Raw genomic sequence first — 25,895 nt, 5'->3', positions numbered from 1 at the left:
TGGTTGGTTTTGTATGATTTTTAAATATACAAAAACAGAAATAAAAAAACCTGATAATATATTTTCAGGTCTTTTTAAAATATGTGTAGTAACTTTTTAGAAAGCGGTACTTAGATTTAAAGTTAACCCTGTGTTTTCTGGTACAATTCTACAAACTCCACCAACACAAAGTAGTCCGCCACGCTGTCTTCCGTAATTTAAAGCTATACGTGTTGCGCCTTTTGTAAAACTTCCTCCAACGTTGTAATAATGTGCTTTGGTTTCGGTACTAAACTCGTTGTCGTTACCATAATCGTAGATATCTGTAACGTAAAATGCTAAATTTCTGTTAGCAATAAACTCTACAGTTCCACCAACCCAATTTTTTCTATCTTGTTTTGTCCATAGGTGTTGACCTTCGACTCTTACAGATTTTCCATTACCTAATTTGTGGGTCACATCTGCAATTACAACTTGAGATTTAATATCGCCATCTACACCCAAAGAGCCACCTAAAGCAACCCCTTTGTCTACTATACTATTAATATAAGTAAATATAGACGACCAATTTTTAGAGTGTTTTTTTCTTATTTCAAAATTGAAATCTCTATTCAATCGGTTACCAAATTTTAAAAACTCAGCTTTATAAGTAGATTCAGATTGGTTAAATTCTGCATCTAAAAGTGCCCAATATGCAAAATTTGCTGTTACTTTTGTTCCGTATTCACCACCTAAAGCAGTTCCTTTTTTAAATTTATAAAAGACATCTAAAGTATTACCAATTTCACCCGCTTGACCACCAAAATTTTGTAAAAACAGTCCAGGTTGTGCATTGTAGATATAAATATTTGCTAATGCATAATCTTGTTGTTTAGTCAATGTTGGTAGATAATTCATGTTTTGCATGTTAAACTGAAACTCTAATGATCCAATATCCATTGCATTACGTTCTGCGGTAAATAACATATTTTCCATACGTCTGAATGTAGAAATAACACCTAATCCTTTTTTGGTATATCCTAAAGAGAATAATAGTGCGTTTCCTGTAAAATATTTACCCTCAATAACACCATTTCCAGGTAGTGCAGGAGGTATAAAAGCAACATCTTCGCCTTTTAAAGCATATTCTGATTTAAAATATATATTCCCAAAATCTGCATCTAACCTAAACGAATAGGAGTTAATCATCTCTGGAAAATCTGTCGTGTCAAAGGTGTTATTAGGATCAAACTCATCTACTGGTGGAGTAAAATCTTCTTTTTTACCAACATAGCTTAATCCAAGATTAAGACTACTTAGACTATTAATATTTAAAACTTGTTTTAAATCTAAGTTAGTGTCAAATCCAAAAATATCGCTTTCGGATACATCAAAACCAACACGTTGTTGTCCGTATAGACCAGTGATGTTTAAATAATTAGTCGGTGTGTATTTAATACGTCCACCTCTTAACGCTGTATTTAATCCTAATTGTCTTTCTTCAAAAGCACGTAATAATAAGCCATTACCAAATTGCTCATAGAAGTAACCTGCTGTAATGTCTAATGTTTTATTTCTAAAATTGGCATAGTAAGTTGCAATTCTAGTATCATTATATTCTGGATAGTAGTTAATTAGTGGAAGCGGTTCATAACTTTCCGCCTGTAGACCTACAGTAAAATTATCTAAAAAACTATAATCTAAACGTAAATAACTATTGACTCTAACGTGTTCATTTTTTAAATCAAATTCGGCTAGAGGATCTTCAAATTCTCCTAACTCAGAATCGTTGACGTACCATTGTGCATTGGTTTCAAGACTTCCTGACAGATTATTAAAAAAGTCTTTGACTACAGATGAATCCTCATTATCTGTGTCTTGCGCTAAACTTATTATAGGAAGTATTAGCACAATAAAAATTGCAATTTTTTTCATGTTTAGTTGGTTGGTGGTTTAAGAATGTTTTTTGATTTCATCATACAAATCATCTTCAGAACCTGGAGTATATCCAGAATGTCTGTAAACAATTTTTCCATTCTTAATTAATAAGGTAAGTGGTACAGTTGCAGCGCCTAATTCTCTTTTTAAGTCGTTATTAGTGTCTAATAAAATAGTAAAATCCCAATCTTTACCATTTACTAATGGTTTAACTCTGCTAACAGTTCTAGAATCGTCCACAGAGATAGCATATAGTTTAACGCTAGTTTCGTCTTGCCAATCATTATAGACTTCGCTAATAGCATCCAACTCATTTTTACATGGCACACACCAAGTAGCCCATAATGAGACTACAATTAAATCGTTATCCTCTGCAATAGTTTTTAGTGTAGTAGTTTCACCATCAAGAGTTTTAATTTCGCTAGTAGGTAAGGTGTCTTGAGCTATTACGTTAAAACTAAAAGCGAAGACTAATAGGTAAAGGAAGTGTTTCATTATAAGTGAATTGTAAAATGTTAAAATGTTAATATTGGTTAAAATTAGTAATTTTTTTGAGGAATGTTTTAAAAAATAAATTATAAATTGCCAACTTATTAAAAAAAATAGCAATGTATTGGCTATTTTATTACGTAATTATCAAAACACATACCAAAATGAAAATTAAAAACATTGTAAAAGAATTAGTATTAGTAACCTTTGTGGTTTTTGCGTTCTCTTGTAGTAAATCTGAGGACGAACCATCAAGTGGAGGACAAGTTGATCCAGGAGGAGTAGAAACAGCAATTACCATTTCTACAGCATATGATAAAACATTTAAAGATAGCGCTGTTGCGTTTTGGGTTAGTAATAATAATGATGCAGATGTAACTAGTCAATCTACTATTTTTGTTAATGGTACAGCAATTGGATCAAACGTATATACTTTCCCAGCTACAGGATCTTTTACAATTTATGCAACAAAAGGTGAGTTACAATCTAATACAATTACAGTAGAAGCAATATTACCAACTCACACTACCAAGGTAATGGTTGAAGATTATACTGGAACTTGGTGTGGTTATTGTCCACGATTAGCAACTGCTTTAGAAAATACTGTTAATTTAAATGCTAATGTTATTCCGGTTGCAATACATGACGATAATGAAATGCTTTTTCCTTATGCTAACCAAATGGAAAACACATTTGGAGTTACTGGTTTTCCAACAGGAAAAGTAAACAGAACCATTTCTTGGAACGAATCTACTAGTCAGCCAATTTCTTATTTAGACTTTAGACAGAAAATGGGATTAGCCATAAATTCATCTATTGCAGGTAATACTATTTCTGCTGAAGTTAAAGTGCATTATGATATTGATGAGAATAACTCACAACGTTTAGTAGTGTATTTATTAGAAAACGGATTAGTTTATCCTCAAGTTAATTATTATAATAATGATGGGTCAAGTCCATGGTATCAAACAGGAAATCCAATTCAAGGATTTGTACATGACCATGTTGCTAGAGAAGTGTTTACAGATGTTATGGGTGATGTGATACCTTCAGGCCAAACTAAATCTGGTAATACCTATACTGCTAATTTAACTATGGATTTACCTTCAAGTGTACAAGATTCTGATAAATTAGAAATTGTTGCTTTTGTGGTAGGTGCTGATAATAAGATACAAAACGTACAAAAAGCTAATTTAGGAGAGTATAAAGATTTCGACTAAGCTTTAGTTTATATATAATAAAAAAACGCGAACCATTTGGTTCGCGTTTTTTTGTGTTTAAAAAGAATATGTATCTATTCTCCTAAAAAAGGGTATCTGTAATCTGTTGGTGTTACAAAGGTCTCTTTAATCATTCTAGGAGATACCCAACGTAATAAGTTTAAGGCACTACCAGCTTTATCATTGGTTCCAGATGCTCTGGCACCTCCAAACGGTTGTTGTCCAACAACTGCTCCAGTTGGTTTATCATTAATATAGAAGTTTCCAGCGCAATTTTGTAAAGCTTTAGTGGCTTCTATAACAGCATATCTATCTTGTGCTAAAATGGCTCCTGTTAAGGCGTAGTCACTAGTTTGATCTACTAATTTTAATGTTTCAGAATACTTATCGTCTTCAAAGACATAAATTGTAATAACTGGACCAAATAACTCTTCACACATGGTTGTGTATTTTGGGTCTTCTGTTACTAAAACTGTTGGTTCTATAAAGTAACCTTTGCTTTTATCATAGTTACCTCCAACAATAACCTCTACATTATTATCAGCTTTAGCTTGATCAATATATTTGGCTAATTTATCAAAAGAGCCTTCATGGATAACAGCAGTAATAAAGTTGCTTAAATCTTCTGGAGAACCCATTTTAAAAGATTTTACATCTTCAATAACGTATTGCTTAACCTTGTTCCAAATACTTTTAGAAATGTAAGCTCTAGATGCTGCACTACATTTTTGACCTTGAAACTCAAATGCACCTCTTACAATTGCGGTAGCCACTTGTTTTGGATGAGCGGTTTTATGTGCAACAATAAAGTCTTTTCCACCTGTTTCTCCAACAATTTTTGGATAGGTTTTATAATTATGGATATTGTTACCAATTTTTTTCCATAATTCTTTAAAAATAAATGTTGAACCTGTAAAATGTAATCCTGAAAAATCTGGACTAGCTAAAACAGTATCTGTAATCATAACTGGATCACCAAAAACCACATTAATTACTCCATCAGGCACACCAGCTTCTTTAAATACATCCATTATGACTTTTGCAGAATAGATTTGCGAATCGCTTGGTTTCCATACCACAACGTTACCCATTAATGCCATACATGCAGGAAGGTTTCCAGCAATAGCTGTAAAGTTAAATGGTGTAACCGCATATACAAATCCTTCTAGAGGTCTGTATTCTAAACGGTTCCAAGCATCGCTTGTACTTTCTGGTTGCTCATGATAAATATCTGTCATGTATTGTACGTTAAAACGTAAAAAGTCTATCAGCTCGCAAGCTGCATCAATTTCTGCTTGATGTACAGTTTTAGATTGTGCAATCATTGTTGCAGCATTAATTTTTGCTCTGTATGGTCCTGCAATAAGCTCGGCAGCTTTTAAAAAGATTCCAGCTCTATGTTCCCAAGGTGTGTCTGCCCATGCAGTTCTAGCGTCTAATGCAGTAGCAATAGCTTCGTCTACATGTTTTTTTTCAGCTAAATGGTACGTACCAACGATATGTTTATGATCATGTGGTGGAGACATTGTTCTGGTGTTTCCAGTAGTAACATCTTGTCCATTAATGTACATTGGTACATCAATTTTGCTGTTAAACATTGTCTTATATGCTTCTAAAACTGCTGCTCGTTCTGGAGAACCTGGTGCGTAACTTTTTACAGGTTCGTTAACAGCAATTGGTACATTGAAAAATCCTTTTCCCATGATTGTTATTGTGTTTGTAGTTTAAAAAATTTAAAGCACAAAGTTACGATTTTTTGTTGGGTTATAAGTTACTGTGAATTTGTAAAATAGAATAAAAGCACAAACTACATTTAGCTTATGTAAAAACAAATAAAAAGAACGATTAGAAATTAGTTAAGTGCAAAAGGTGCGCTTAATTTAAATGTAGGAATGGTAACATTAAACTTTTTAGTAGTTGTAAAGTTTACCATACTGTAGTAACCTTTCATAGCTCCAAAAGGAGAAGTTAATAAACAACCTGAAGAATACGTGTGAGACTCGCCTGGTTTTAATACTGGTTTTTTGCCAATAACACCTTCGCCAGCAACAATTTCTTTATGGTTTAAAGCATCAAAAATAGTCCAGTGTCTAGCATTAAGCTGAACGGAGTCTTTGCTTTGATTTTCGATAGTAATCTTGTAACCAAATGCAAAGTTAATTTTATAGTTTTTATAAAATGTACCTTCAAAATTGGTTTCCACCGAAATTTTTATGCCTCTTGTAACCTGTTGTACCATGTGTTAAAGCGCGTTGCTCGTTGTAAAAATAATAAAATATCTTATTATAACGCACAATTTTAGGGTTGTAACGTATATTTTAACGTTTAGTTAGTGATTCCAACCGAGTTTATCTCTCCTAAACCGATAATTTTATCATATCTAGCTCCTAATTCTCTATAATATACTAAAACTTTGTAATTGTTTTCTGTTTGCCAAAAACTACCTCCTATTTTATGCTCGTTTACAGTTCCGTTTTTGTCCACAATTACATATTTGTAATTATAAAATCCTTGTTTTAGTAATATAGCAGTGCTATAAATGCCTTCATCTTCATAATACTCTAGTTTGGTTTGTTCTTCAATTGCATAATTATTGAAGTTACCATAAACGTGTATGGATTGGCCTTCTTCAAGTTTTGGGTATTCCAATGCAAAATGTACCCAAGCGTAATCTGCTTCTGTTTCTGGTTTGTCAACGTTTAGAGCAGTGATAAAAAAGTTTCCGTTAATGTCTGGATTATAGGTGTATTCGCGATTAAAACGCGGTAAATTAGTGTATAGATAAGTTTGGTATAGGTCTTCTAGTCTAATAAATTGTACTCCATTATTAGCTGCCCGAATTTCTTTGTTTTCAAAACTTAAAAATTCATTACCTCCATAAAAACTTGAGGCTTTATTGTATCTGTAACTCAATTCGTTACCCAAAATATATTGTGGCTTTAAGTTGGTGATGGCAGTTTTTAAATTATTGTTCTGAATTATAACCGTTTTAACAGTTTCTTTTGGATTTACAAACTGAATCTGTCCAGAGTTAATTGTAATATCTACAGATTGTTTTTCGTCAATTTTTTCAACATCTCTAGAGCGTCTTATTTGCACACCTACATTTGCTTGTTGCTCGTAAACCATAAATTTTCTACTAAAAATAATGTCATCATAATCGTCATAGATGGTAATCATATAATTTCCAGTAATCTTAATGCTTTTTGTAAACTGATTAGGAATAGTTAGTCTGTAATGCGAAAACGTCTGTAGTGTGTTAAACGAGTTTTGATAGTTTCTAATGCGTTGCTCATCAAAACCTTCAAGGTATTCAGATTCTACTAAAATGGAAGGAGTCCAGTCAAAGTTATAGTGCTTGATTTCGTAATAATAATCTTCTTCATCACCATTTAAAGCGTCAAATTCTAGAATTAATGGTTGGCCTAAAGGGATTATGGGTAATTGACTCTCTGATGTGCCACCATTAAAATAAATAGTTTTAATATAATCTGGTGGATTAATTTCTTCAACTTGAGAAAAACACAATGAAGAAATAAAAAAGAATAAAAAAAAGTGTTTAACGTTTTTAAGCATTTACAAGCGGATTTATAAAACAAAGATAAACAAAATCTGTGCCCAAAAGTTTTTCTGTGTTATTTGTGAATTTATTATCTATTTATTCTTAAATTTGCACGGATTTTTATTTCCTTAAAAAATCACAATCAGTATAACTATTAACCAATAGATTTATAATATGTCAAACGACATTAAGATAAAAAAAGGTCTGGATATAAAATTAGTAGGAGAAGCCGATAAGGTGACCGAAAATGCTATAATTAGCAATTTTTATTCAATAAGACCTGAAGATTTTCATCAAGTTATTCCAAAATTAGCAGCAAAAGAAGGCGAAAAAGTAAAAGCAGGTCAACCTGTGTTTTACGATAAGTCTAATGAAGCTGTAAAATTTGTGTCTCCTGTTTCTGGAGAGATTATTGAAATAGCGCGTGGTGAAAAAAGAAGAATTCTTTCAGTAAAAATTCAAGCAGACAAAGAGCAGTCGTATCACGATTTTGGTAAGTTAGATGTTACTTCAGCTAAAGCTGAAGACATTAAAGCACGATTACTAGAATCTGGATGTTGGGCTTTTATAAAGCAACGTCCTTACGATGTGATTGCAAACCCTGAAGGTCAACCTAAGGCTATTTTTATTTCGGCTTATGCAAGTGCACCTCTTGCTGCAGATTTAGACTATGTGTTACAAGGTAAAGAGGCAGAGCTTCAAGCTGCAGTAACAGCGCTTAGTAAATTAACAGCAGGTCTTGTACATGTAAGCGTTGGTAAAAATGGGAACTCGCCTTTAGCAGGTTTATCAGATATCACGTTACATAACGTATCTGGTCCACATCCATCAGGAAATGTTGGTACACAAATCAATAAAATAGATCCAGTAAATAAAGGAGAAGTTGTTTGGACAGTTAATGCACAAGACCTTGTTATTATTGGAGAATTATTATTAACCGGAAAATTTAATGCAGAGCGTATCGTAGCTTTAGTTGGATCTTCAGTTAAAAAACCACGTTATTTTAAAACCAAATTAGGAAGCGAAATAGCAACTATGGTGTATGATAATGGTGTGGATAAAGATGGTAACGACCGTATTATTTCTGGAAATGTCCTTACAGGAAAACAAGTAAAACCAGATGGTTATTTAGATTATTACAGCAATACTATTACTGTTATTCCAGAAGGAGATGATTACGAGTTTTTTGGATGGAATAAACCTGTATTTAATAAGGTGTCAACGTCTAGAGCTTTAACTTTTTCATGGTTAACACCAAATAAAAAGTTTGATTTAAATACTAATACAAACGGAGAGCATCGTGCATTTGTAACAACTGGGACTTATGAGGAAGTATTCCCGTTAGACATTTATCCAATGCAAATTTTAAAAGCTTGCATGTATAAAGATTTAGACGAAATGGAAGCTTTAGGAATGTATGAAGTTGCACCAGAAGATTTTGCTTTAACAGAATTTGTATGTGTATCTAAACAACCACATCAAAAAATTATTAGAGAAGGATTAGACTTAATGCTTAAAGAGATAGGATAATGGGCTTAAAAAGTAATTTACATAATTTAAAAGAAAAGTATAAAGGAACCAAAATGGCTCCAGCGTTTAACGCCATTCATACTTTTTTATACTTGCCAAATGAAACCACTCATGGTGGAACACACATTAAGGCAGCAGACGATTTAAAACGTACCATGAATACCGTAATCATGGCTTTAGTACCATGTTTAATTTTTGGTATTTTTAATGCTGGTTACCAACATTATGCAGCTGTAGATGCAGCAGCAGGTGTCATTAGAGAAGCTTCTTTATTTGGCAACTTTTTAACATGGGACAACTTTGTTGTTGGTGCATGGACTGTGTTACCATTAGTTATTGTTTCCTACGGAGTTGGACTGATTGTAGAATTTATTTTTGCAGTAATTAAAGGTCACGAAGTAGAAGAAGGTTACTTAGTAACTGGTATGCTAGTACCATTAATTGTACCAGTAGATATACCATTATGGATGTTAGCTGTAGCAGTAATTTTTGGAGTAGTTATTGGAAAAGAAGTGTTTGGTGGTACAGGAATGAATATCTTAAATCCTGCACTTACAATTCGTGCTTTCTTATTCTTTGCATATCCTACATGGATGTCAGGTGATAAAGTGTGGGTACATGAAGCAGTAGAACGTGCTGGTACAGCAGATGCTATTTCTGGTGAAACTATTCTTGGTGCCTATGCACAAAACAGTAGTTTAGCAGGAATTGATTACATGGATATGTTCTTTGGTTATATACCAGGTTCTGTTGGCGAAACTTCAAAACTACTTATTATAATAGGAGCTTTATTCTTAATCTTTACTAAAGTAGGAAGCTGGAGAATTATAGTATCAACATTAATCGGAGCTTTAACCATGGGATTAATTTTTAATGGTGTGGTTGATGCAGGCTGGATAGGAGAATCAAGCAAGTTTTACGGTTTAATGAATGTACCATTCTGGCAACATTTAATTATAGGAAGTATTTTATTTGGTGCAGTATATATGGCAACAGACCCAGTAACCGCATCACAAACAAATAAAGGTAAATGGATTTACGGATTTTTAATCGGATTCATTTCTATTATGATTCGTGTGTTTAATCCTGCTTACCCAGAGGGTGTATTTTTAGCCATTTTATTAATGAATGTCTTTGCACCAACTATTGACCATTACGTAATACAAGGAAACGTAAAACGCAGAATGAAACGTTTAAAAGTTAAAACAGCATAATTATGGCAATCAATACAGACAAAAATTCATATACCGTAATATTTGCAGTAGCAATGGTATTAGTTGTTGGATCTTTATTAGCTTTTACAGCATCGTCATTAAAGCCTAATATTGCTGAAAACAGAAGAATGGAAAAGCAACAAAATATTTTGTATGCTTTAGGAATTAATGGTAACGAAGGAACTGGAGATATCACTTTTGTATCTACAGATAAAGTAGCTGAAGCTTTTAAAACTAACATCAAAGAACAATTAGTGTTAGAATATAAAGATGGTGCTATCATTAAAACCATGAACAGACAAGAGTACATGGACCAATATAAGCAAGAGCCTTACTTAATTGATGTAAAAAAACAACAAGCAAACGCAAAAGCTGGTAAATCTCGTTTATTACCGCTATTTGTTGGAGAAAGCGAAGGTAAAACTTATTATGTAGCACCTATTAGAGGTAAAGGACTTTGGGATGCGATTTGGGGATATGTAGCTTTAGATGAAGACATGATTGTAAGAGGAACGTTTTTTGACCACGCAGGAGAAACTCCTGGTCTAGGAGCCAACATCAAGCAACGTTACTTTATGGATGACTTTTATGGCGAGCGCTTATTAACAGAAGCTGGTGTATTTAAAGGGATTACTGTAGCAAAAGGAAATAACGATCCTAAAAACGAAATTAAAGACGATTATGAAGTTGATGCATTAGCAGGTGCAACTATCACAGGAGATGGTGTTTCTGCAATGATAAAAAATGACTTGAAGTTATATCAACCTTATTTTGAAAACTTAAACAAACAAGCTAGCAATTAATTATGGGACTACTTTCAAAAAAAGACGCAAAGTTAATAACAGATCCATTAGCAGATAACAACCCAATTACTATACAAGTATTAGGGATTTGTTCTGCTTTAGCAATTACCGCAGAATTAAAAGCGTCGTTGGTAATGGGAATTGCAGTACTGTTTGTATTAGGTATAGGAAATGTGGTAATCTCTTTAATGAGAAACATTATCCCATCAAAAATTAGAATTATCGTACAATTAATTGTAGTTGCTGCTTTAGTAATTATTGTTGATCAGGTGTTAAAAGCATTTGCTTACGAATTAAGTAAAACATTATCCGTTTTTGTTGGATTAATTATTACCAACTGTATAATTATGGGACGTTTTGAAGCTTTTGCTTTAGGTAATGGACCTTGGCGTTCTTTTCTTGACGGAATTGGAAACGCATTAGGTTATGCAGTAATCCTAATTATAGTTGGTTTTTTTAGAGAACTGTTAGGTTCTGGAACTTTATTTGGTATTCCGGTACTTGGAGATCCAATAGAAAAAACAGGTGTGTATTCAATAGGTTATGAGAATAACGGATTTATGTTAATGCCTCCTATGGCGTTAATAATTGTTGGTCTAATTATTTGGGTACAACGTAGTAGAAACAAAGCATTAATCGAAGACTAAAAAAGTCAACAGTATGCAGTTAACAGTATGCAGTCAAATGCTAACTGAAGACTGATTACTAAAGACTGAAGACTAAAAAAATATGGAACATTTAGAATTATTTTTCAAATCGATTTTTATAGACAACATGGTATTTGCTGTATTCCTAGGAATGTGCTCTTACCTTGCAGTATCTAAAAAAGTTGCAACAGCTGTTGGACTTGGAGCAGCAGTAATATTTGTATTAGCAATTACAGTACCTTTAAACTGGTTGCTTGACCAGTATATTTTACAACCAGGCGCATTATCTTGGTTAGGTGCAGAATATGCTGCTTATGACTTAAGTTTCTTATCATTTATCATGTTTATTGCAACTATTGCAACAATGGTACAATTGGTAGAAATAGTAGTAGAGAAGTTTTCACCATCTTTATATAACTCATTGGGTATTTTCTTACCACTTATTGCTGTAAACTGTGCCATTTTAGGAGGTAGTTTATTTATGCAATCTAGAGAGATCGAAACTTTAGGACTAGCATTAAACTACGGAATATCTTCAGGAATTGGTTGGTTTTTAGCCATTTTAGCAATTGCTGCTATTCGTGAAAAAATTAGATATAGTAATGTTCCAGCACCTTTAAGAGGTTTAGGAATCACATTTATTATTACTGGTTTAATGGGTATTGGGTTTTTAAGTTTTGGTGGTATGTTAACTGGTGGAGATGAAGAAGCACCAAAAAAAGAAACTACAGCTGAGGTTAAAACTAAAGTAGAGGATAAAAAAGAATTAGCTAACAATACTAAAGTAATTGAGTAATATGATTTTAGCAGCAGGAACATTAGGAACAGTATTAGCAACTGTAGCAGCGTTTTTACTAATAACATTAATACTAGTAAGCTTACTACTTTTTGTAAAACAAAAATTATCACCATCTGGTCCAGTAAAAATTAAAATTAATGGTGAAAAAGAAATAGAAGTTGAATCAGGTGGAACGCTATTATCAACTTTAGGGAGTAACAAAATATTTTTACCATCAGCTTGTGGTGGAGGTGGAACGTGTATCCAATGTGAGTGTCACGTATTAGAAGGTGGAGGAGAAGCTTTACCTACTGAAACACCTCACTTTTCAAGAAAAGAACTTCAACATGGAGCACGTCTAGCTTGTCAAGTTAAAGTGAAGCAAGACATGGAAATTACCATTCCAGAGGAAGTGTTTGGAATTAAAAAATGGGATGCTGTAGTTGTACGTAATTACAACGTAGCTTCTTTTATTAAAGAGTTTGTGGTTGAAATTCCTGAGGATATGAATTACAAAGCTGGTGGATATATTCAAATTGAAATTCCACCATGTGAGATTAAATATTCTGATATAGACATTACTGCTCACCCAGAAGAGCATGAAACTCCAGATAAGTTTCAAAACGAATGGGATAAGTTTGGTTTATGGCCTTTAGTAATGAAAAATAATGAAACTGTTGAGCGTGCCTACTCTATGGCTTCTTACCCAGCAGAAGGTCGAGAAATTATGCTTAACGTACGTATTGCCACTCCACCATGGGATCGTGCTAAAAACGGATGGATGGATGTAAATCCAGGAGTAGCATCCTCTTATATTTTTGCTCAAAAACCAGGAGATAAAGTTGTAATTTCTGGACCTTACGGAGAATTCTTTATTAACGAGAGTGATTCAGAAATGTTATACGTTGGTGGTGGAGCAGGAATGGCACCTATGCGTTCTCACTTATACCACTTATTTAAAACCTTAAAAACTGGTCGTAAAGTAACATATTGGTATGGTGGACGTTCTAAACGTGAGTTATTTTATATTGACCACTTTAAATCGTTAGAAAGAGACTTCCCTAACTTTAAATTCTACATGGCACTTTCTGAGCCTTTAGAAGAAGATAACTGGAAAGTTAAAAAAGATATTAATGACGAAGAAGGAGACGGTTTTGTTGGATTTATCCACAACTGTGTTATCGATAATTATTTAAACCATCATGAGTCTCCAGAAGATATAGAATTGTATTTCTGTGGACCTCCATTAATGAACCAAGCGGTTCAGAAAATGGGTGAGGATTTTGGTATTCCGGATGAGCACATCAGATTTGATGACTTTGGAGGATAAAATTCCTTTAAAAAAAGGAATCTCTTAATAGATATAAAAAACCCAATACTTTTGTATTGGGTTTTTTTATACTAATATTTCATGTAATTGGTATCGAGGTTTATCGTTTTCCATTTCAAATAGTTTCGAGTAATCCATGACGTTTGAGATAGAATCCAATTGACATAAAAACTTTACAGTAGCACACAAACCTTCAAACAAAATAGATTTATCTTTTGGGTTTTCAGGTTTTTTGTTTTGTCCGTTTAACGGTAACTCATAACCACAACCTTTTAAAAAAGCTGCTTCAATATGTAGTAGTTCTAAAGGTGTGTAGCCAAAAAAACGTTTTCCAAAATTTTGATTGACTAACCCTACATAGTTTAGTTTTACAGAGCCATGTGCATCTGTAAGGTGTGTCCAAAACTCTAAATTATCACATATATTTCCTACTGCACATTTTGTGCAATATTCAGGATGTAACGTGTCATTGTGGAATGCATTATACAATTTGCTTAGTGCAATTTCTAAACGAGGTGGAAGTATCATGACTTTCTTTTTTACCTAAGATATTAAAAATCTTGTGGTTAGTGAATAAAATTTTCTTAAAACTTGACTGTTTATATAAGCCACTCTTTTGTTTTCTGACTCTAAATTTGTGAGGTTTAAATAAGTAGAAGAGTGGCTTTTTTTTCCGCGTAAGCGAAATAAGTATTATTTTTGCACTATGAGTAAACCCCTTACAAAACAAGAGTTACATAACCTTGCTATGAACCATGTTGGTAAAGATTTAGAGCAACGTGGCTTCGAGTTTATTGCTGTAAATAGTAAACTTAAAAAGCATCCACAATTTGTTTGTATGGACAAAAACAAACAGTATTTTTTTGTGATTGTAAAAGCTGTAATGCTTCCTGAAAACGCCAATAATTATGATATTGTTTGGATGGAGTCTTTTAAAGAGCATGCCAGAGCACACAACTCTAAAGTATTATATGCTGGTGTTGGTTTGGGTAATCCAAAAGGCGAAGACTTACCCATTTATTTAAATGAAGAATATTTAATAGAATATAACGGAATACAACTTATAGAAACTAACTTGAATTAAAATGAAAAGAATTTATGTAGTTGTATTATTATGTTTGTTTTTTTCTTGTAAAAAAGAACCACAGTTAGTGCAAGTATCTGGACCTGTTTTTGGTACTGGATTTAGTATTCAATATTATGATAATGACGGAAAAAGTTATGCTAAACAATTTGATAGTTTGTTTTATGTCATCAATAAATCCATGTCCAATTATCAAGTAAATTCTGATATTTCTAAATTAAATAGAAATGAAAAGGTTACAGTAGATGATCATTTTAAAACAGTGTTTAAAGCTGCTAAACAAATCTATAGAGAAACCGAAGGTGTTTTTGATCCAACCATTGGACGACTGGTAAATGCATGGAATTTTGGCTCTGAAGAAAACAAAACTGCTTTAGATAGTGCTACTGTAGATAGCCTAATTAAGCGTGTTGGTTTAAACCGAGTTGGTTTAGTAAACGATACTATTAAAAAACCAAAAGAAACCTTTATAGATTTTAATGCAATTGCAAAAGGCTATGGAGTAGATGTAATTGCCGATTTTTTAGAATCTAAAAACATTAAAAACTACATTGTTGATATTGGTGGCGAGTTACGTGCAAAAGGCATCAATCTAAAAAAACAAAAAGGGTGGACTGTTGGTATTGAAAACCCTAATTTTGATGGCTCTCAAAGCGTTAATCAATTAATAGTACTAACTGATGAAGCTATGGCGACTTCAGGTACGTATCGAAAGTTTAAAATTGATGAAAACGGAAACAAATACGCACACATCATCAATACTAAAACTGGATTTCCAACAAAAACCAATATACTAAGTGTCTCTGTAATTGCAGAAACCTGTATGATGGCAGATGGTTATGCTACCGCTTTTCAAGCTATGGGAATAGAAGAAGTAGATTATTTTTTATCTACTCATCCAGAATTGAAAGCGTATTTAATTTTTGAAAATGATAAGCAAGAACTAGAAACATTAAACTTAAATCAGTTTCCTGTTAAGTAATTTATTTGTAAACTACAGGAATAATCTCTCCTTTAGCTAAGCAATATTGTTCTATCGCCTCTGCGGAAAGCTGTGCTGTATAATCAACCTCTTCAACTTTAAAACCAATACTTCTTAGCTTGTCAAAATAATCACGACCATAAATACGTACATGGTCATATTGACCAAAGATTTTTGCGCGTTCTTTTTTGTCAGTAATAGAATTGTCTTCAAAAGTCGTCTCTCGATTTAAGTCTTGCGGAATTTGAAAGACGCCAAACCCTCCAGGTTTCATCACACGAAACAATTCTTGCATCGCTTTGGTGTCATCTGGAATATGCTCTAATACATGATTACATAAAATAATATCATAGCTATTGTCTTCAAACGGAAGGTTACAAATATCTGCTTTAACGTCAGCAATTGGAGATAATAAATCAGTAGTTGTATAGTCTAAATTGTTTAACGCTCTAAAACGTTTTAAAAAACACTGTTCTGGAGCAAAATGTAATACTTTTTTTTCTGCTGAAAAGAAATCGGTTTCATTTTTTAAATACAACCATAACAGTCTGTGACGTTCTAAAGATAGAGTGGAAGGTGATAGTACATTATTACGTTGTTTACCATAACCATAAGGTAAAAAGCTTCTAAAACTTTTATTATCTATCGGGTCTGTAAATTTATTTCCTTTTAAAAAGAAAGCTAAAACTGGTCTGACAATATAACTTAACCTTATAAGTAAAGGTCTAGGGATGATGTTTAGAATAAATTTGAAGAGTTTCTTTAACACGAATTTCACGAATTTTCACGAATCATTACAGTACGATTCTTTTATATTTTAAGCTGTCTTCACCAAAATTAATTAACAACCCAAGTTTTAATTTAGATACTGCTAAATAATTAAGCGTTTGTTTTACATGAGAGTCGGTTAAAGTACTAATTGCTTTTATTTCAAGTACTATTTTATCATCAATAATAAAATCTGCTTTATATTTATGAGGCAGTAAGTTTCCTTTATAAGTAATATCATACTTAGTCTCTCTGGAGTACTTAATGTTATTATCAATAAATTCAATTTCTAAAGCATCACCATAAACCATTTCGCTAAATCCTTTACCTAATTCTCGATGTACTTCCATACAAATGCCAATTATTTTATAGGCATCTTCTTTATAAATAAGACTTGACATTAATTTAAGTTTTAACAGTAAAGTAAGAAGTTATGAGTAAGCAAATTAGTGATAATTAGTGAAATTAGTGTCAAATATTACAACACTAACGCTTTCTGTCTAAACTCATCCTCCTCGTTACTTTCAATACCTAATGCTTCATAGATATAAGCAAACGTTGACAATAATTCTGGTTTTCCATCTACAATAGCAACATCATGTTCAAAATGTGCACTAGGTTTACCATCTAAAGTTGTAATGGTCCAACCATCGCGATGTTGTTTAATGCGTTGTGTTCCTAAATTTATCATAGGTTCAATAGCTACCACCATTCCTTCAATAAATTTTTTACCACGTCCACGTTTTCCGTAGTTTGGCATTTCTGGATCTTCATGCATTTTTTTTCCAATACCATGACCTACTAATTCGCGTACTACGCCATAACCATGGTCTTCGCAATATTTTTGTATGGCATATCCAACATCACCAACGCGATTTCCTAACTTAAATTCTCTAATTCCTACGTATAAAGATTCTTTAGTAACTTGAAGTAGTTTTTCGGTTTCTGGATCAATATCACCTATAGCAAAAGTATAAGCATGGTCTCCATAAAAACCATTTAATATCGCACCACAATCTACAGAAATAATATCTCCTTCTTCTAAAGGTGTGTTATTAGGTATACCATGAACGACTTGAGAGTTTGGACTCATGCATAGTGTATTAGGAAAATCATAAAGTCCTAAAAAACCTGGAATGGCTCCTAAATCTCTAATATGTTCTTCTGCAATTTTATCTAATTGTAATGTAGTTACACCAGGTTTTACTGCTTTTGCAACTTCACCTAATGTTTTAGAAACCACTAATGCTGCTTCACGCATTAATTCTATTTCTTCTTTTGTTTTTACTATAATCATTCCTTAAAATTTAAACCAACCCTTTTTCTTTGGTTTTGGTAGTTGAGGTGTTTCGTTGGTTAACATCTGGTAGATTTCTCCCCAACCTAAAATCCCACCAATATTACGATCGTCAATAAATAAATCTGCATGGATTTTTCTACTTACATCATTTTTAAAGGTTTCTTCAGGAAAACTTTGATTGACAGCATAAAAATTAATGCCATTATCCTTACAAAAAGCAACAGCTTCATCCAATCGTTTACCATGTCTGTAGGTCCAAAGTATTAGTCTGTGACCGTCTGCTTGTAATCGTTTAAGGGTTTCAAACGCAAAGAGACGTGCTTCTCCAATTCCTGGATAAGCATCTTCCACGATGGTACCATCAAAATCTACAGCAATAATTAAACCTTTAGAAATATTCATTTGTACTATTAAAATCGATTACAAAAGTACAATTTTAAACTAAAGATTTACAAGTCATTGCTTTTGGTTGTTCAATTCCCATAAGTTTTAATATGGTAGGTGCTATATCTCCTAAAACACCATTGTTTATGGATTTTAAGTCTTGGTCAATTAAAATGAAAGGAACAGGGTTGGTTGTGTGTGCAGTATGTGGTGAACCATCAGGATTCATCATCGTTTCACAGTTTCCGTGATCTGCTATTAATAGGGTTGTGTAACCATGTTTTAATGCAGTAGTTACGACTTGTTCCACACATTTATCTACAGCTTCACATGCTTGGATTGCTGCGACCATAGATCCTGTATGACCAACCATATCACCATTTGCAAAGTTTAAACAAACAAAATCATTAGATTCTTTTTCTAATTCTGGGACTAATGCTTCAGTTAATTCAAATGCAGACATTTCTGGTTTTAAATCGTAAGTAGCCACTTTAGGCGAGTTTTTTAAAATACGACTTTCGCCTTTAAAGGGTGCTTCTTGACCACCAGAAAAGAAAAATGTTACATGTGGATATTTCTCTGTTTCGGCAATTCTAAGTTGTGTTTTATTATTTTTTTCTAATACCTCTCCTAGGGTTTCGGTTAAATTATCTTTATTGAAAACAACGTTAATGCCTTTATAATTTTCGTCATAATTAGTTAAAGTCACATAATGTAAATTTAACTTGTGCATGTTTTGTTCATGGAAGTCTTGTTGCGATAAAGCTTCAGTTAACTCACGACCACGATCTGTTCTAAAGTTAAAAAAGATAACCACATCATCCTCTTTGATAGTCGCTAATGGCAATCCTTCAGCAGATGTGTTAATGATTGGTTTTATAAATTCGTCTGTAATATCTGCATCATAGTTTTTTTGAATAGTAGCCAATATATCTTTTGTCTTTTCACCAAAGCCATTTACTAACGCATCATAAGCTAACTTGACACGTTCCCAGCGTTTATCTCTATCCATAGCATAATATCGACCTGTTATACTTGCTATTTGTGTGTTTGTGTTTTTAGTGTAATCTAATATATCTGCTATAAATCCTTTTCCAGATTTTGGATCTACGTCACGACCATCTGTAAACGCATGTAAATAACTGTTTTTAACACCAGCTACTTCTGCTGCAGTAATTAATCCTTTTAAATGGTTAATATGCGAATGCACACCACCATTACTTACTAATCCTAAAAAATGAACCGCTTTATGTTCTGCTTTAGCATAATTAAAAGCGTCTTGTAATACTTGCTCACTTGCTAAGGTGTTATTTTCTACAGCTAAATTAATTTTGGCTAAATCTTGATACACAATACGTCCAGCACCTAAATTCATGTGTCCAACTTCGCTATTACCCATTTGCCCTTCTGGTAAGCCAACATGTAAACCATCTGTGCGTAATTGTGCATTAGGATACTTAGTGTATAAACTATCTATAAAAGGGGTGTTGGCATTATCTATTGCAGAGACTTTAGGATCAGGAGATTTTCCCCAACCATCCAAAATCATTAAGATTACTTTTTTGTTCATTTTTGATAAAATTATACTACAAATATAAATAGAAAAGTCCTGCATTAGCAGGACTTTAAAGCTTATTTACGATAACGTTTTAGTTAAGCGTGTACTTTTTAATAGACTCTCTAATTTTTTCAATACGGTTATCTGGATCTGGATGTGTGCTTTGAAATTCTGGTTGTCTATTTGGTCCTGCAGCTTGTTTTAAAATCTCCATGACTTTAATCATTTCTTCAGGATTGTAACCAGCTCTAATCATAAAACGGACACCTAAATCGTCACTTTCTAACTCGTCACCTCTTCCGTTTTTTAGTAATTTTGACATTCCGTATTGACTAACTATTCCACCAAAATCGCCTCCAACAGAACCTGCTGTAGACAGACCTTGCCAAAGCTCGGAATTTGCTATACGTTCTGCACTGTGTTTTCCTAAAACATGACCAATCTCATGTCCCAAAACTCCTGCCAATTGGTCTTCGTTTTCTAATTGAGAAAATAAAGCATAAGTAATAAATATTTGTCCACCTGGTAACGCAAATGCATTAATAGTATTTGGGTCTGCAAGTAAATGAAACTCATATCTATAAGGGGTTTCTCTAGCTATACTGTTTTTAACTAGTTTGTTTCCAACATTATCAACTAAAGCTTGGTAGTTTTCATTAGGATACAAACCACCATGTTGTGCAGCCATTTGATCTCGACTTTGTAAACCCATTTGTATTTCTTGATCTGGAGTCATAGAAATAGCTTGTTTTTTTCCTGTATATGGATTGATTTGTTGCTGGCTACAATATTTAAACCCAAAAAAAGCAGCGATACATAATCCTATTAATAAGCGTCCTCTTAAATTTCTCATTAAACATTTATTTTAAAGTAACAATTTACAAAAGTTCTGGATTAATATCCAAAATATTTTGATTGATGTATTGATTTACAAAGCTTTGGGAAAAGGAATCTATACCAAGTAAACCCTCGTTATTTAAAATGTTTGAAATATTAAGTGCTCTGTAAGCTTTTAAATAAGGTTTGGACAATGGTTTGTAACTGTAGTGCCAAGGTTCGTATTTAAACCCCTTTCTGTTGGCATTATCTGTATAAACTAAATAAAAACCATAAGTATTTGCATTTTTATCCATCCACTCTTTAATTTTACAATAGGCGCCATTTCCATGATAATTTTGAGGTTGTAACACATGTTTGGGTTGCTTTACATTGGTTTGGTAAATATCTATATCTGTTCCCCAATGATGACGTGAAGTACCTGGAATGGTTGAATATTCTATGATTTTTCTAATGTTGGTAGAATCTGATAATCCCTTTGCTTTGTTGCTTTTAAACTTGCGTTCCCAAATACGTTTTTGATGGTCAAAATCTCTGTAACTAGAAACTGCAGCAATACTTATTCCGTCTTTTGCAGCTGAAGCTTGCAATTTTTTAAAGGCTAAATGTGCAGCTTCTCTAAGCTTGTAATGTTCGCCAAAAAGTTGAGGTGTCCCTTTACCTATTAGCTCGTCTGCAGAGATAGAGACTTGATAAAAAGCTAATTGCGGAATGATTGCAAGTATCATTAATGCAACTGTTAAAAATGGTATTAGATTTTTTCTTTTCATTGTAAAGTTTTGTGCATAACATAATGTGGTCCTACTTTAGGGATATCAAATTGATTGCCAATAGTTGTAAACCCATTATTTTTATAAAAATTTAGAGCAATAAGTCTGGCGTTAAACCATAATCTATCAATGTTTTTGGTTTTTAAAAAGGCAACACCATGGTTTAACAAGTGTTTTCCAAAATGATATCCTTGATACTCTTCTAAAACTCCCATTGCACGTAATCTGTACTGAACTGCATCATCAAAATATGGAGATTGATCTGCTACAAACGTACAAACACCCACTAGTTTATCTTTATAAAAAAGTCCAAAATGATAGGTGCTTTCTAAATTATCTTCTGGAATTGGGCATGCTTCTACTGGTTTACCTTTTCTTAAAACTGCATGTCTTACAGGAATAGTATCAGAACCAGAAATGGCTTTAATTGTTATATCTGGATTGTCAATTTTGTAGAGTTTAGCTGGCATACCATCGTAATTATTTTGGTCAACAAATTGTAATCCGCATTTTTCTATAACTTTATGTGAAGCTACATTGTTAACGTGTGCATGTGCAAATATGGTTTTTAGTTTTAAGGTTTCAAAACCATAATGTATAGCTGCTTTAGCACTTTCTGTAGCGTAGCCTTTATTCCAATATTTTTTATAAAAACGGTAACCCACTTCAACTATGTCATCTTTAGGATGGTATTTTAATCCGCACCAACCTAAAAAATCATCTGTTTGTTTATCGCAAACAGCCCATCGTCCCATATTATGTTGTTGATACTGGTTGTAAGATGATAAAAATTCTTTGGCTTCGGTTAAAGACTCAAAAGCTATATCACCTGTATATTTAATAACATCTTCATCAAGATTTATTTGATAAAAATGAATGGCATCCTCGGGAATAAATTCTCTGAGATACAACCTTTCAGTTTCAGTAATGATTTTCATTTAAATTATTTGAAGTATTTCAAAATTAACTAATTTTACTGAAAATTAACGCAATGTCATTTAGCTTTAAAATAATTGATAATACAGAAATAAATTCTATCATACCATTAGTTCAAAAATTGACTAATCATGCTAATTCTGATGCTATTTTAAAAGAGCGATTTGCAGAAATGATCACACAAAACTACGAATGTGCTGGTGTGTTTGATGGCGATACACTTATAGGTATTTGTGGGATGTGGTTTCAAACTAGACACTATGCAGGTAAAAGTATGGAAGTGGATCATGTATATATAGAAGAAGCTTACCAAAGTAAAGGTTTGGGGAAACAGTTTTTTAAATGGTTGTATGATTATGCTAAAAGCAAAGGGTGTATCACTTCAGAATTAAACACTTACGTTCAAAATTACCCTTCGCATAAATTTTATTATAACGAAGGTTATGAAATTTATGGGTATCATTTTTATAAAACACTTTAATTTTTTGTTGTAAAAACTATAATACTTATTATATTTGCCAACGGAAATGCGAGAGTAGCTCAGTTGGTAGAGCGTCAGCCTTCCAAGCTGAATGTCGCCAGTTCGAACCTGGTCTCTCGCTCTAAAAGCCTCATTTAAAACGATGAGGTTTTTTTATATAATAAATTTAAATAGTTTTTAGATTTAAGGTGAGAAGTTTATACTGAGCCTTTCGGCTTCGCTCAAGATAAACTCCAACGAATTACAACCTGGTCTCTCGCACTAAAAGCTTCATCTTCAAAGATGAAGCTTTTTTATTTTAATTCATTTAAATACGTACCAGTTTCAATTTCATAAGGCTCATTGTTATACTCAAAAATTCTAGCTTGTAAAGCCCCTTTAAGCTGTATAGAGGCTCCTTTTACTTCTATCCAACTTCCTTCACGTAATCCAACAACAGGTTGGGTGTTAAATTGATGAAACTCTTTAATCCTAGTTTCTCTAGTTTCACCCATATGTTTACTAGTTGGATCTGGATCTAAGTAATGCGGATTAATATTAAATGGTACTAATCCTAGGGTTTTAAAACTTGGCGGATACACTATAGGCATATCGTTAGTGGTGCACATGGTTAAACCACAAATATTGCTTCCTGCACTTGTGCCTAAATAAGGTGTACCACTATTAATAGCGGTTTTAAGTGTTTCAATAATGTCAAATTTGTAAAGTGCTTTGACTAAAACAAAAGTGTTTCCGCCACCAGTAAAAATTCCTTTTGCGTTTTTAATAGCCTCTTTTGGGTTGTCAAACTCATGTAACCCTTTTACTTTAATATTTATTTTTTTAAAAGCTTCAGCTGCTTTTTTAGTATAATCGTCATGAGAAATTCCACTTGGTCTAGCGAACGGAATAAAAATTATTTCATTTGCGTTTTTAAAATGAAGTGGTAACGCATCCAAAATATACTCTAAATAACCACCAGAATGTAGGGTGGAAGTACTTGCAATTAATAATTGCTTCATAGGTTTAGTTTTTGTAAATTTAAGTAATCATAGCTTTTAACAAAAGATTATACAGGCTTTAGATAAAAATTAAGACTAAAAGTTATTAATTTACTTAAAATCAACCATCATGAAATCATACCTTATTGCCATTTTTTTACTAGCCTTTACATTTGTTAATGCTCAAGATTCGACTAGAGTAGAGATTAAAGGTAAAATTATAGTTGCCTCTCCAGATTTGGAAGGTATAACCGTTTATAATTTATCTTCTAATAAAGGTACTGTAACAGATGAAAACGGAGAATTTACTATCAAAGCCATGTTAAATGATAAAATTAATGTGTCTGCTTTACAGTTTAAAGATTTTAATGTAGCTGTAGCACAAGATGTTATTGACTCAAAACAAATGAATGTCTACTTAGTAGAACAAGTCAATAAGTTAGACGAGGTTGTTATACTTTCTTATGATTTAACAGGTGTTTTAAAAGAAGATGTAGCCAATGTCGAGACATTTAATCCAAATCTAGATGCTATTTATTTTGGGGTGGATGATATTAGTTTGTATGAGTTTTCTAATGACCAATATAGTAAAGTAGAAAACCTAGCAGCTATGAGCCAAAACGATAGAATACGTTACCAAGCAAATGGTATGGCAATTTTAGGTGGTTTGGTAGGTTTATTGTTTAAAAAGAAAGACAACAAAACAACTTCCAATTCTAAGGTTGAAGAAGTTACCTCTTTAGGTGATACTTATACACATGAATATTTTACCGTTAATTTTAAAATTCCAGAAGAAAAGGTTGAAGCCTTTATAGCATATGTAGAAACTAATGATTTTGACACTAAATTACTTGAAAACGGTAAAGAAATGCAACTTATAGAGTACCTACACAAACAAAGTCAAGAATTTTTAAAGCCAGTAGTTGAAAAAGATTAAGTATCTATTAATTATTGGTTTAGCATTGGTGTCTCACGTATTGCAGGCACAAACAGTAGAGTTATCTGGTACAATTTCTGGTGATGATGATGTAGAAAATATTCATATTTTAAACAAAACATCTCTTACTAATGCAACCTCCAACAAAGAAGGTAAATTTACTATAAAAGCTAAAGTAAATGATACCATTATTTTTACAGCAGTACAATACAAAACCTTAGTAAAAGTTGTTAATTCTGAAGAGATATCTTCAAAAACAGTAAATGTTTTTTTAGAGATACTAACAAATGAGTTGGATGAGGTATTTCTGGTTGAACCCTTATCAGGAAATTTAGAAGATGATATATTAAATTCTAATACTAAACCAGATATTAATTTTTATGATGTTGGCATTCCTGGATATAAAGGAAAACAAAAAACGCAAGCAGAAAGACGCTTGTTTGAAGCAGGCGAATTAAATGTCAAGGATGTGTTACTTGGGATGTTGTCTGGTAATATCCCTTTAAATCCTATCATGAATGCGATTAGTGGACGTACAAAAAAACTTAAAGAAATTGTGAAGCTTGAAAATGACGATGCCTTATTAACAAGACTTAAAAACGATTTAGCTGCAGATTTTTTTGCATCCAATCCGCTTGATGTAAAGTATCACGCAGAATTTTTTTATTTTGTACAGGAAGATAAAGATTTTAGAGGTGTTTGTAGTAAAAGCAACTTAGATGCTTTAGCTTTTTTTAAAAAGAAATTAGACCAATACAATAAAAACCTTCAAGAACAAGATTAAACTAATTAATTGGAATGCTTTTTGACAGTAATCCATTAGATTTGTAATCCTATAAAATTTTTAATGAAAGCACTTAAATACACACTGTTTATATTTCTATTTACATTATTCTCGTTTACTACTGTACACAAATATTATGTTAGTATAACGCAAATAGAATATGTAAAAGACAAACAATCGTTACAAATTATATCAAGAATTTTTGTGGATGATTTTGAAAAGTTATTACGTCAGCGTTATGATGAAACAATCACATTAAATAACAATGAAGACGAATTAACAATTGACACTTACATTGAAAAATACCTGCTTAATAAAATAACAATATCTATAAATAATCAACCAAAAGTTTTAACGTTTATAGGTAAAAAATATGATGACGATATCATGCATTGTTATCTAGAAATAGAAAACATCTCGTCCATCAAAAATTTTCAAATACAAAACAAAGTGCTTTACGATGTTTTTGACGATCAAAAAAACATTGTAAGAACAAAAATTAATGGTAAACACAAAACTTTTGTTTTAATTCCAGAGAACGATAAAGGTTTGTTAAACTTTTAACAAACGCTTTTTACAACGTTAATTTTTGTTAAATTCACGTCCTTAAAGTAACAAACACTCA

General features: G+C 32.5%; 28 protein-coding genes and 1 tRNA gene. 14 read left to right on the top strand and 15 right to left on the bottom strand.

Annotation, left to right across the window (positions count from 1 at the left end):
* Positions 1-96 precede the first annotated feature (96 nt).
* Positions 97-1,893, bottom strand: coding sequence for a DUF6029 family protein (locus tag LY08_RS09015; protein ID WP_111660126.1), 1,797 nt, complete (start codon positions 1,891-1,893; stop codon positions 97-99).
* An 18-nt stretch (positions 1,894-1,911) separates the two neighbouring features.
* Entirely contained in the window at positions 1,912-2,391 is a 480-nt protein-coding gene (locus LY08_RS09010) for a TlpA family protein disulfide reductase (RefSeq protein ID WP_111660175.1), read from the bottom strand.
* A 158-nt stretch (positions 2,392-2,549) separates the two neighbouring features.
* On the opposite strand from LY08_RS09010, the gene LY08_RS09005 reads away from it, so the two are divergent.
* The gene (locus LY08_RS09005; protein ID WP_158526731.1) at positions 2,550-3,605 is read left to right on the top strand and encodes an Omp28-related outer membrane protein; all 1,056 of its coding nucleotides are present in this window, start codon (positions 2,550-2,552) and stop codon (positions 3,603-3,605) included.
* 74 nt (positions 3,606-3,679) lie between these two features.
* Here LY08_RS09005 and pruA read toward each other — a convergent pair whose 3' ends face one another.
* The 3 genes from pruA to LY08_RS08990 all read right to left on the bottom strand — a co-directional run bounded on the left by pruA (position 3,680) and on the right by LY08_RS08990 (position 7,181).
* Positions 3,680-5,308 carry an L-glutamate gamma-semialdehyde dehydrogenase gene (gene pruA, locus LY08_RS09000; protein WP_111660124.1) on the bottom strand — a complete coding sequence of 543 codons (1,629 nt, stop codon included), beginning with the start codon at positions 5,306-5,308 and terminating at the stop codon, positions 3,680-3,682.
* A gap of 149 nt (positions 5,309-5,457) precedes the next feature.
* Positions 5,458-5,844, bottom strand: a complete 387-nt coding sequence (apaG, locus tag LY08_RS08995) for a Co2+/Mg2+ efflux protein ApaG (protein WP_111660123.1) — start codon at positions 5,842-5,844, stop codon at positions 5,458-5,460.
* Positions 5,845-5,930: 86 nt separating this feature from the next.
* Positions 5,931-7,181 carry a type IX secretion system plug protein gene (locus tag LY08_RS08990; RefSeq protein WP_111660122.1) on the bottom strand — a complete coding sequence of 417 codons (1,251 nt, stop codon included), beginning with the start codon at positions 7,179-7,181 and terminating at the stop codon, positions 5,931-5,933.
* Positions 7,182-7,341: 160 nt separating this feature from the next.
* Between LY08_RS08990 and LY08_RS08985 the strand changes: the two genes are divergently transcribed.
* The 6 genes from LY08_RS08985 (at position 7,342) to nqrF (ending at position 13,469) form a co-directional block, all read left to right on the top strand.
* The gene (locus tag LY08_RS08985) at positions 7,342-8,697 is read left to right on the top strand and encodes a Na(+)-translocating NADH-quinone reductase subunit A (RefSeq protein WP_111660121.1); all 1,356 of its coding nucleotides are present in this window, start codon (positions 7,342-7,344) and stop codon (positions 8,695-8,697) included.
* A complete protein-coding gene (locus LY08_RS08980; RefSeq protein WP_111660120.1) occupies positions 8,697-9,911 on the top strand; it encodes an NADH:ubiquinone reductase (Na(+)-transporting) subunit B in 1,215 nt (404 codons plus the stop codon). The genes LY08_RS08985 and LY08_RS08980 overlap by 1 nt, the downstream gene beginning before the upstream one ends.
* A 2-nt stretch (positions 9,912-9,913) precedes the next feature.
* Positions 9,914-10,714: a Na(+)-translocating NADH-quinone reductase subunit C gene (locus tag LY08_RS08975; RefSeq protein WP_111660119.1), complete on the top strand. Its 801-nt coding sequence runs from the start codon at positions 9,914-9,916 to the stop codon at positions 10,712-10,714.
* A 2-nt stretch (positions 10,715-10,716) separates the two neighbouring features.
* On the top strand, positions 10,717-11,361 hold the full coding sequence (locus tag LY08_RS08970; RefSeq protein WP_111660118.1) for an NADH:ubiquinone reductase (Na(+)-transporting) subunit D: 645 nt from the start codon (positions 10,717-10,719) through the stop codon (positions 11,359-11,361).
* A gap of 82 nt (positions 11,362-11,443) precedes the next feature.
* The gene (nqrE, locus tag LY08_RS08965; RefSeq protein WP_111660117.1) at positions 11,444-12,157 is read left to right on the top strand and encodes an NADH:ubiquinone reductase (Na(+)-transporting) subunit E; all 714 of its coding nucleotides are present in this window, start codon (positions 11,444-11,446) and stop codon (positions 12,155-12,157) included.
* A gap of 1 nt (position 12,158) precedes the next feature.
* Positions 12,159-13,469, top strand: coding sequence for an NADH:ubiquinone reductase (Na(+)-transporting) subunit F (nqrF, locus tag LY08_RS08960; RefSeq protein ID WP_111660116.1), 1,311 nt, complete (start codon positions 12,159-12,161; stop codon positions 13,467-13,469).
* A 66-nt stretch (positions 13,470-13,535) separates the two neighbouring features.
* Here the strand turns inward: nqrF and LY08_RS08955 are convergent, their stop codons facing one another.
* Complete coding sequence (locus LY08_RS08955) at positions 13,536-13,997, bottom strand: Na(+)-translocating NADH-quinone reductase subunit F (RefSeq protein ID WP_111660115.1); 462 nt, start codon at positions 13,995-13,997, stop codon at positions 13,536-13,538.
* Positions 13,998-14,175: 178 nt separating this feature from the next.
* Here LY08_RS08955 and LY08_RS08950 point away from each other — a divergent pair, with 178 nt between their 5' ends.
* Together LY08_RS08950 and LY08_RS08945 are read left to right on the top strand one after the other, a co-directional pair.
* Positions 14,176-14,553 (top strand): Na(+)-translocating NADH-quinone reductase subunit F, encoded by a 378-nt coding sequence (locus LY08_RS08950; RefSeq protein WP_111660114.1) that lies wholly within the window; start codon positions 14,176-14,178, stop codon positions 14,551-14,553.
* Position 14,554: 1 nt separating this feature from the next.
* Complete coding sequence (locus LY08_RS08945) at positions 14,555-15,535, top strand: FAD:protein FMN transferase (RefSeq protein ID WP_111660113.1); 981 nt, start codon at positions 14,555-14,557, stop codon at positions 15,533-15,535.
* A 1-nt stretch (position 15,536) separates the two neighbouring features.
* Here LY08_RS08945 and LY08_RS08940 read toward each other — a convergent pair whose 3' ends face one another.
* The 8 genes from LY08_RS08940 to LY08_RS08905 all read right to left on the bottom strand — a co-directional run bounded on the left by LY08_RS08940 (position 15,537) and on the right by LY08_RS08905 (position 22,090).
* Positions 15,537-16,304, bottom strand: a complete 768-nt coding sequence (locus LY08_RS08940; RefSeq protein WP_111660112.1) for a class I SAM-dependent methyltransferase — start codon at positions 16,302-16,304, stop codon at positions 15,537-15,539.
* 25 nt (positions 16,305-16,329) lie between these two features.
* Positions 16,330-16,704: a GxxExxY protein gene (locus LY08_RS08935; RefSeq protein WP_111660111.1), complete on the bottom strand. Its 375-nt coding sequence runs from the start codon at positions 16,702-16,704 to the stop codon at positions 16,330-16,332.
* A gap of 77 nt (positions 16,705-16,781) precedes the next feature.
* On the bottom strand, positions 16,782-17,600 hold the full coding sequence (gene map / locus LY08_RS08930; protein ID WP_111660110.1) for a type I methionyl aminopeptidase: 819 nt from the start codon (positions 17,598-17,600) through the stop codon (positions 16,782-16,784).
* Positions 17,601-17,603: 3 nt separating this feature from the next.
* On the bottom strand, positions 17,604-18,005 hold the full coding sequence (locus LY08_RS08925; protein WP_111660109.1) for a BT0820 family HAD-type phosphatase: 402 nt from the start codon (positions 18,003-18,005) through the stop codon (positions 17,604-17,606).
* Positions 18,006-18,039: 34 nt separating this feature from the next.
* A complete protein-coding gene (gene gpmI, locus LY08_RS08920) occupies positions 18,040-19,557 on the bottom strand; it encodes a 2,3-bisphosphoglycerate-independent phosphoglycerate mutase (protein ID WP_111660108.1) in 1,518 nt (505 codons plus the stop codon).
* 79 nt (positions 19,558-19,636) lie between these two features.
* The gene (locus LY08_RS08915; protein ID WP_111660107.1) at positions 19,637-20,398 is read right to left on the bottom strand and encodes a M48 family metalloprotease; all 762 of its coding nucleotides are present in this window, start codon (positions 20,396-20,398) and stop codon (positions 19,637-19,639) included.
* 25 nt (positions 20,399-20,423) lie between these two features.
* Positions 20,424-21,152, bottom strand: a complete 729-nt coding sequence (locus tag LY08_RS08910) for a M15 family metallopeptidase (protein WP_111660106.1) — start codon at positions 21,150-21,152, stop codon at positions 20,424-20,426.
* A complete protein-coding gene (locus tag LY08_RS08905) occupies positions 21,149-22,090 on the bottom strand; it encodes a GNAT family N-acetyltransferase (RefSeq protein WP_111660105.1) in 942 nt (313 codons plus the stop codon). Before LY08_RS08905 ends, LY08_RS08910 begins: the two co-directional genes overlap by 4 nt.
* A gap of 53 nt (positions 22,091-22,143) precedes the next feature.
* Here LY08_RS08905 and LY08_RS08900 point away from each other — a divergent pair, with 53 nt between their 5' ends.
* Together LY08_RS08900 and LY08_RS08895 are read left to right on the top strand one after the other, a co-directional pair.
* Positions 22,144-22,569 carry a GNAT family N-acetyltransferase gene (locus LY08_RS08900; protein WP_111660104.1) on the top strand — a complete coding sequence of 142 codons (426 nt, stop codon included), beginning with the start codon at positions 22,144-22,146 and terminating at the stop codon, positions 22,567-22,569.
* A 48-nt stretch (positions 22,570-22,617) separates the two neighbouring features.
* Positions 22,618-22,690: transfer RNA gene (locus LY08_RS08895), tRNA-Gly, on the top strand.
* A 172-nt stretch (positions 22,691-22,862) separates the two neighbouring features.
* Here the strand turns inward: LY08_RS08895 and pepE are convergent.
* Complete coding sequence (pepE, locus tag LY08_RS08890; RefSeq protein ID WP_111660103.1) at positions 22,863-23,570, bottom strand: dipeptidase PepE; 708 nt, start codon at positions 23,568-23,570, stop codon at positions 22,863-22,865.
* A 109-nt stretch (positions 23,571-23,679) separates the two neighbouring features.
* Here pepE and LY08_RS08885 point away from each other — a divergent pair, with 109 nt between their 5' ends.
* From LY08_RS08885 to LY08_RS08875, 3 genes are all read left to right on the top strand, one after another.
* Entirely contained in the window at positions 23,680-24,486 is an 807-nt protein-coding gene (locus LY08_RS08885) for a carboxypeptidase-like regulatory domain-containing protein (protein WP_111660102.1), read from the top strand.
* Positions 24,473-25,270, top strand: a complete 798-nt coding sequence (locus LY08_RS08880; RefSeq protein WP_111660101.1) for a carboxypeptidase-like regulatory domain-containing protein — start codon at positions 24,473-24,475, stop codon at positions 25,268-25,270. Before LY08_RS08885 ends, LY08_RS08880 begins: the two co-directional genes overlap by 14 nt.
* Positions 25,271-25,333: 63 nt before the next feature.
* A complete protein-coding gene (locus LY08_RS08875) occupies positions 25,334-25,834 on the top strand; it encodes a DUF6702 family protein (RefSeq protein ID WP_111660100.1) in 501 nt (166 codons plus the stop codon).
* Positions 25,835-25,895: the final 61 nt, after the last annotated feature.

Source organism: Olleya aquimaris (assembly GCF_003259525.1).
In the GTDB taxonomy this organism is placed as follows: domain Bacteria; phylum Bacteroidota; class Bacteroidia; order Flavobacteriales; family Flavobacteriaceae; genus Olleya; species Olleya aquimaris.
This window is presented reverse-complemented; position numbering and strand designations above follow the sequence as displayed.

Coding starts and splice junctions, on each gene's coding strand:
- nqrF (WP_111660116.1), top strand. CDS start 12,159: ATGATTTTAGCAGCAGGAACATTAGGAACAGTATTAGCAACTGTAGCA.
- LY08_RS08900 (WP_111660104.1), top strand. CDS start 22,144: ATGTCATTTAGCTTTAAAATAATTGATAATACAGAAATAAATTCTATC.
- LY08_RS08915 (WP_111660107.1), bottom strand. CDS start 20,398: ATGAGAAATTTAAGAGGACGCTTATTAATAGGATTATGTATCGCTGCT.
- LY08_RS08885 (WP_111660102.1), top strand. CDS start 23,680: ATGAAATCATACCTTATTGCCATTTTTTTACTAGCCTTTACATTTGTT.
- LY08_RS08950 (WP_111660114.1), top strand. CDS start 14,176: ATGAGTAAACCCCTTACAAAACAAGAGTTACATAACCTTGCTATGAAC.
- LY08_RS08910 (WP_111660106.1), bottom strand. CDS start 21,152: ATGAAAAGAAAAAATCTAATACCATTTTTAACAGTTGCATTAATGATA.
- LY08_RS08980 (WP_111660120.1), top strand. CDS start 8,697: ATGGGCTTAAAAAGTAATTTACATAATTTAAAAGAAAAGTATAAAGGA.
- gpmI (WP_111660108.1), bottom strand. CDS start 19,557: ATGAACAAAAAAGTAATCTTAATGATTTTGGATGGTTGGGGAAAATCT.
- LY08_RS08985 (WP_111660121.1), top strand. CDS start 7,342: ATGTCAAACGACATTAAGATAAAAAAAGGTCTGGATATAAAATTAGTA.
- nqrE (WP_111660117.1), top strand. CDS start 11,444: ATGGAACATTTAGAATTATTTTTCAAATCGATTTTTATAGACAACATG.
- LY08_RS08905 (WP_111660105.1), bottom strand. CDS start 22,090: ATGAAAATCATTACTGAAACTGAAAGGTTGTATCTCAGAGAATTTATT.
- LY08_RS08970 (WP_111660118.1), top strand. CDS start 10,717: ATGGGACTACTTTCAAAAAAAGACGCAAAGTTAATAACAGATCCATTA.
- LY08_RS08925 (WP_111660109.1), bottom strand. CDS start 18,005: ATGAATATTTCTAAAGGTTTAATTATTGCTGTAGATTTTGATGGTACC.
- pruA (WP_111660124.1), bottom strand. CDS start 5,308: ATGGGAAAAGGATTTTTCAATGTACCAATTGCTGTTAACGAACCTGTA.
- pepE (WP_111660103.1), bottom strand. CDS start 23,570: ATGAAGCAATTATTAATTGCAAGTACTTCCACCCTACATTCTGGTGGT.
- LY08_RS09015 (WP_111660126.1), bottom strand. CDS start 1,893: ATGAAAAAAATTGCAATTTTTATTGTGCTAATACTTCCTATAATAAGT.
- LY08_RS08935 (WP_111660111.1), bottom strand. CDS start 16,704: ATGTCAAGTCTTATTTATAAAGAAGATGCCTATAAAATAATTGGCATT.
- map (WP_111660110.1), bottom strand. CDS start 17,600: ATGATTATAGTAAAAACAAAAGAAGAAATAGAATTAATGCGTGAAGCA.
- apaG (WP_111660123.1), bottom strand. CDS start 5,844: ATGGTACAACAGGTTACAAGAGGCATAAAAATTTCGGTGGAAACCAAT.
- LY08_RS08945 (WP_111660113.1), top strand. CDS start 14,555: ATGAAAAGAATTTATGTAGTTGTATTATTATGTTTGTTTTTTTCTTGT.
- LY08_RS08975 (WP_111660119.1), top strand. CDS start 9,914: ATGGCAATCAATACAGACAAAAATTCATATACCGTAATATTTGCAGTA.
- LY08_RS08875 (WP_111660100.1), top strand. CDS start 25,334: ATGAAAGCACTTAAATACACACTGTTTATATTTCTATTTACATTATTC.
- LY08_RS08990 (WP_111660122.1), bottom strand. CDS start 7,181: ATGCTTAAAAACGTTAAACACTTTTTTTTATTCTTTTTTATTTCTTCA.
- LY08_RS09005 (WP_158526731.1), top strand. CDS start 2,550: ATGAAAATTAAAAACATTGTAAAAGAATTAGTATTAGTAACCTTTGTG.
- LY08_RS09010 (WP_111660175.1), bottom strand. CDS start 2,391: ATGAAACACTTCCTTTACCTATTAGTCTTCGCTTTTAGTTTTAACGTA.
- LY08_RS08955 (WP_111660115.1), bottom strand. CDS start 13,997: ATGATACTTCCACCTCGTTTAGAAATTGCACTAAGCAAATTGTATAAT.